Source organism: Flavobacterium sp. (assembly GCF_044369455.1).
In the GTDB taxonomy this organism is placed as follows: domain Bacteria; phylum Bacteroidota; class Bacteroidia; order Flavobacteriales; family Flavobacteriaceae; genus Flavobacterium.
On record NZ_JBIPLW010000094.1, the window covers coordinates 1 to 3,773 of the forward strand.

The following is a 3,773-nucleotide window of genomic DNA, read 5'->3' on the forward strand; positions in this document are numbered from 1 at the left end:
GGCGTCTCGCGAGCGGTTTGAAAAGAGTTCGGTTCGCTCAACTGAGATGGGTAGTTACGAAAAACTTTCTACCCACGTGTGAACAAAAAGGCTGGTGTTGTCATGACCCCAGCCTTTTTTCGTTTTTCTACCAGTCTTTTCGTTGTCCGGCCGCTTTCCACACGGCTCTCTCTAGGTCTCTCCAGCTCATAACCTGACGGTAACCTCCGAATGCCATTTTGAGCCCAAAAACGCCAGTTTTGGCCAAAAGTCTCTCGGATCTCTGTGCGCCTCTACCCTCGGGTTATGAGCTTTTAAGGGAAAGTCTCTAAAGCTCATAACCTGGAGGTATTTTCGTGCAGCTTGCTAGCCGGGTTATGAGGAAGAGAGACATGTTTTTGGAGCCGAAAGCAGCCTATCCAAACCGCAAAAATACGATTCATCAATGAAAACACTGGTCAACGTCACTTAAACTCCGGGTTAATGCAAACAGAGACTTTTCACCAAAAGTCTCTACCACCTCATAACCCGGAGGTTGGTTGCGAACGAAATTACCGTGGGGTTATGGCAAGATAGTATTTAATGCGTAGGATGCCGCTATTAACTAGCACCATGCAATAGCTTTGCATTATGGCGATGATATCCACAAATTCGGAAGCATGTAGATTACCAATCCATGGCTTGCAAATGGTCCGTTCAATGATGACGGTTCTGACTGCTTGGCAACGTAGCTTCCCCAGACCTTTAGACTCGCCTTCGATTGCGTGACAGTTACCTGGCACGCTGCAACACTCGATACTGGGCTCGTGGCTAACGGCTACCCCAGGTGGGAGTCTCGCCCACTTGTCTTCAACTCATTTCCAGTACGCGCGTCCATGGCTTGGTTCGCTATCTGTCAGTCGAGTTCGATGCTAAGCTCACGTAGCCGTTGTTCACACTCACGTCGGTCTAATCCATCCCACGCCACGAGAACCTCTTTAGATGTCGCAAATATCACGAGCCCTTCGATAGGCGGCTCAGTTCCGTTCATTTCTAGGATCGCGTCGTCATGATGCGATGACAGTATGGTGGGCAACTGCCGCAACAGGTCTCTTGTGATCGGCCTGGACGAGCAAATGCTGTATCCGTCTGAGTTTTCGTGAAACCAGTCCCCGGAAAAGTAGAAATCTGGCAATGGATCAGGATCCCAAGTTGCGGTTCCGTAAGCCCTAAGAACAGTTTTTACCTTCTCATGCAAACGCTCCCAGCGGTAGAAATCTCCAGGTCCCGTCTTGAGTTGCGAGGATGCTTCGCTTCGAGCGATTTCCATGCTGTCTGACGAGACAACCGTAATACGGAATGAGTCCATAAGTGGAGTTTGCTCCATGCAACCAACCGCACAAATCAACAGTGAAAGACTGAGTGAAACAGTGGTGAGGTGCATCTTCGACTGGCGAACGAATAACAACCCTTCCCAACTGGAGCGAAGCGGAACGGAAGAGATTGTGCTTTGGGATATTTTGGTTTGCCGTTGCCTCCATCCGCTGTCGGGCTTAGGCGGATTCTACACGTTCCGCATTTCTGGAATCCAGTCTAACCGATGCAGTGGGATAGTTGCAACATGTTGGTTGCTAGATTACCAAACCGTTCTACTCGCATTCGCTTGTGAGACTGACGCGAGACACGCTGCAACACTCGATACTGGGCTCGTGGCTAGCGGCTACCCAGGTGGGAGTCGCACCCACATGTCTTCAACTCATTTCCAGTACGCACGTGCATTTTTTGGTTACGTCAGTCTTGAGGTCACGAAAGGCGAAACATGATGCACGCAACGGGCGGTGGGCCACCGAAGACGTGTTGATCAATCCAGTTTGCCGGTGCAAACACGACTGCAAGTTTATGATGACTGGTGAGATCTTCCGATGCGAAGACTTGGTCCGCTGGAACGTACAAAAATCCAATTAGTCCGTAGTTCTTAGCTTCGGCCATTCCTCGCCGTGAGACTTGATAATACGCCGCCCCATAGGCCACAACAACCGAGACGATGGTTACGCAAATGAAGAAAGTACGAAGCCGAAAACGAAACTGTCTAAATGTCGTCAGCATGGGGGCTGTTTTCATGGGTAAAGCCTCCGAAACATGTTCAGCCTTTCTGAAGTAACGTCTGCCGTAACCGGGCACGAACGGAAGACATTGATTTCAGTTGCGGCGTGAATGAGTGCTCCGGTTCACGGCTTGGTTCTGCTACTCTGTTTTGAAGCTTGTGCAATAATGGACTTATGTATTGTAATCTGCGGTTGATAGTGGCAGCCATCATTAGCAACCATCGGTTGATCGATCGCCAAGTCTTTCGGGATCGAGACGATTCCATCGAAGGCACCCCATTCGTGTGCATAATAGTCGAATGAATCGCCATCAGCTGGTGTTGGAACATCTTTGGCGGCGCGGAGAAACGGAACAACGAATGGATGTTCTAGCTCTTTTTCGTTTACGGTTCGCACTTCAAGCAGTGTCTTACCGAGATCGGCTCTACGGTGGGTGCCATCACCGTTAATACATCTTCCTGTGATTCGAACCACAGTCCCGAGCGGATGACCCAAGTGACCTATGACTTTATTGGCCCCGAATTGTTTGACAGAGACATCCGATTGCGGTTGCTCCTGGTGAGTCAATACCGGTGGCACGCATACGCCGACTAGCAAGGCGGCAACCAGCAATCTTGCGGAGTTCGGAGGAGTCATGCCATATCCTTTAGTAGCAGAACGCGTTGGGCTATGTCGTTTTGCCGTTGCTTCCACTCGCTGTCGGGCTATGTCGGATTCTACAAATCCCGCATCTCCAGAAACCAGTCTAACCGATGCGGTGTGATGGTTGCAACATGTTGGTTAGCGACGACTGTGCGATAGCGCCCACGATAGACCGGGCAATCACCCGCAGTCCAGCCCGCATTTGTCCCTAGAATAACGACGCAGACTCTAATCGTTTACATGTTAACCCGTTATTGTCCGGGCAGATGCGATGACGCGGTCAAGGAATCGCTGGTTTCTAGTGACAATGATATCAATATTGCCGCTCGATACGTAGGACGATGGTTGAAGCCGATCGAGCGAGGCCCAGAATCGCGACTGCGCATCAAGCAACCATCTTCGACGGGATTCATCCGCGAGCTCGATCTTTTTGGCATCAACCAGCGTGAAACCGGAGTAATTAACGAAGATTTCATCTGGCATAATTCTGATCCGAGGATCGGGAAAGACATACCATTCATCGTGTTCCGCTGCGGGGATTTCTAACGCGGCACTTAATGGAGGACTTACCATCGTCTCTCCAAACATGGTCCAGCCAAGCCTTTGCTCCTCTTCGCTTGGAAAAATCGGGCCAGAATCGAATGCGGTAATGAAGAGGTGCTGGGAAGGATGGCATTCAGCGATCAGCAATGGTAGCTCGCTTATCATTTGCTTGACGACCACCCATGACCAATCACTACGCATTCCTGTTTGCATACGTCGTCGAAATCTTCTCTAAGGGGTAACGCTGGCCGTCACCGGGCCGCTGGTGCAGATTAGCAAACCGCTCGACCGACGGCTCCGTGAGCACGGCATCATTACCCCGGCAATCTCGGGAAGCCATGCGCGTTGAAGTGAGATTGATAGAACCGGATGTAGTTTGTGTCCAGCTGACAGCAAGTTACCATATCTAGATCAATCTGTGTCAATTCTTCATCCCAGTTTCCAGCGCCAGTAAATTCGTGCATCCAGTGTGTCTGGTCTTCCCGCCAGACGTAGCGACCAATCCAAAACCGATTGTCATCGAGC

At 50.5% G+C, this 3,773-nt stretch carries 3 protein-coding genes; all 3 read right to left on the reverse strand.

What is annotated here, in order from left to right; all coding sequences use genetic code 11:
* Positions 1 to 2,186: 2,186 nt before the first annotated feature.
* Positions 2,187 to 2,699, reverse strand: coding sequence for a hypothetical protein (locus ACIQ2L_RS14720; RefSeq protein ID WP_396160177.1), 513 nt, complete (start codon positions 2,697 to 2,699; stop codon positions 2,187 to 2,189).
* Positions 2,700 to 2,948: 249 nt separating this feature from the next.
* A complete protein-coding gene (locus ACIQ2L_RS14725) occupies positions 2,949 to 3,461 on the reverse strand; it encodes a hypothetical protein (protein ID WP_396160179.1) in 513 nt (170 codons plus the stop codon).
* Positions 3,462 to 3,562: 101 nt separating this feature from the next.
* Positions 3,563 to 3,773 (reverse strand): hypothetical protein (locus ACIQ2L_RS14730; RefSeq protein WP_396160181.1); only part of this gene is annotated, 211 nt, incomplete at its 5' end.

Excerpts from the sequence above, each read along its gene's own strand:
- ACIQ2L_RS14725 (WP_396160179.1), bottom strand. The coding sequence starts at position 3,461 with ATGCAAACAGGAATGCGTAGTGATTGGTCATGGGTGGTCGTCAAGCAA.
- ACIQ2L_RS14720 (WP_396160177.1), bottom strand. The coding sequence starts at position 2,699 with ATGACTCCTCCGAACTCCGCAAGATTGCTGGTTGCCGCCTTGCTAGTC.